This window comes from Vibrio nomapromontoriensis (assembly GCF_050337205.1).
GTDB classification, from domain to species: domain Bacteria; phylum Pseudomonadota; class Gammaproteobacteria; order Enterobacterales; family Vibrionaceae; genus Vibrio; species Vibrio nomapromontoriensis.
The window spans coordinates 1-1,849 of the sequence record NZ_JAKJSS010000040.1; the positions used below are offsets into that span (position 1 = coordinate 1).

General features: G+C 41.8%; 2 protein-coding genes and 1 pseudogene. 1 reads left to right on the forward strand and 2 read right to left on the reverse strand.

Going from position 1 to position 1,849, the window contains the following annotated elements; all coding sequences use genetic code 11:
* Positions 1-350 (reverse strand): annotated as a pseudogene (locus L4D05_RS23960) (diaminopropionate ammonia-lyase); the annotation flags it as partial.
* A gap of 111 nt (positions 351-461) precedes the next feature.
* A complete protein-coding gene (locus L4D05_RS23965; protein WP_428754500.1) occupies positions 462-845 on the reverse strand; it encodes a RidA family protein in 384 nt (127 codons plus the stop codon).
* A gap of 566 nt (positions 846-1,411) precedes the next feature.
* Here L4D05_RS23965 and L4D05_RS23970 point away from each other — a divergent pair.
* A partial coding sequence (locus L4D05_RS23970) for an aminopeptidase P family N-terminal domain-containing protein (protein WP_428795497.1) occupies positions 1,412-1,849 on the forward strand: 438 nt, incomplete at its 3' end.

Sequence of the window (1,849 nt, forward strand, 5' to 3'; positions counted from 1 at the left end):
TGGTTACCTGCAGTTGCTGTAGCAAACGTTAATGGCGCCTCAAGCTTTGATGACACGGTTTTTAAGTCAATTTCAGCAATATCCACATTCAAGTGTTTGGCCAATTGACGACCTAATGCATAGGAGCCACCCAACACTTTGAACGCATTAAGACCAAAACGCTTAGATTCATCTTTCACCAACACCGCTTTCACGCCTAATTGTTGCGCTAGGGCAGGTAAAGACACTAACGGTGTCGGTGTGTAACCTTCAATTTTTTGGTGAAATTGACGCGCTTGAAGCGCTTGATCAGCAGAAAACAGGGCTCTAGTTTTTCCAGAATAGAATTTATTGTTGGCGAGTTTGAGCATGGGAGGTACCTAAAAGAAACAAAATGAGAAGAATAAAACAAGCCATCCAACGATTTATCAAAATATGAGAGGAGGTGATAAATGCCGATGGCTCGTAGTAACTATGAATGACTATTTGATATACGCGATCGCTTCAACTTCAACCAAGGCGTCTTTCGGCAATCTTGCGGCTTCTACACAAGATCGTGATGGTGCATTTTCAGTACCAAATACTTCTGTGTAGACCTCATTGAATGCCACAAAGTTTTCCATATCCGATAGGAAACACGTCGTTTTCACCACGCTATCAATAGACGCGCCAGCCGCCTCTAATACTGCTTTTAAGTTAGACAGAGATTGGCGAGCTTGCTCGGTAATGCCCCCTTCAACAAAAGCCATCGTCGTTGGATCTAGCGGTAACTGACCGGATGTAAAAACCAGCTCTTTAAATGCCGTTCCTTGTGAATAAGGACCGATAGCGGCAGGTGCTGACTCTGTATGAATGGTTGTTTTCATCTTAATTTACTCTTAAATAGTGTTTCAAAACATTACGACCGTAAATGCATCTTATGCCCAATACGAATCGCTCAAAAATACTCGAACTTGGGTTCGAGCATTCATAAAAAACAGAAAATACCTATAAAACAATGCATTAAAATCTACGTCTAAAAAACAATAGTCAATAAAGCAATTCTAATAAATGACCTAATCTTTGGCAGTGCATCAGCGCCCCACAAAAGGTCACTACTGTTAACTTTGATCGCCATCACACATTCGACATAACTATCAAACAGCCCCGGCAATCAATTAACTTTATGTAACTATATAACTATATATCTCCCTCCCCATCAAGAACAAAGTTAAACTTTTTTATCGCAAACCTACCAAAATTGACCAAAATCAATAAATTATTCGATTAAAGGCACTTTCAGTGCACTATAGTGAACCGCAAGACTTGGGTCACATTATTTGACTGAAATATCATTAATATCCTCCCCATAAAGTTCACAAATATGAACTATACAGTGACGTTGATACACAACATCACACCAATAACATTACGGGAACAGGGGTAACACTTGATGACTAACTACTTAAACCGAGGCTTTGAACTGGCGGAGTTTGAAAACAGAACATTACGTGCTCAAAAAGTCATGCATGACAAAAAACTCGATGCCATGATTTTCACCACCGAGCCTAACGTTCGTTACTTCACCGGCTTTCATACCCAGTTTTGGCACAGCCCAACACGTCCTTGGTTTGTCATCGTGCCTGCTGAAGGTAAACCTATTGCCATCATCCCTGAAATCGGCGCAAGCGGTATGGCCGGAACTTGGATTGATAACATCATTACTTGGCCATCTCCAAGACCTGAAGATGACGGCATTAGCCTCGTCGCCAGCGCATTAAACTCTCTACCGTGTAAGCATGGCCGAGTGGGCGCGACGTTAGGGATTGAATCTCACCTTCGTATGCCAGTGAACAACTACTTAAAACTCACCACCATGGTGAAAAAAGAC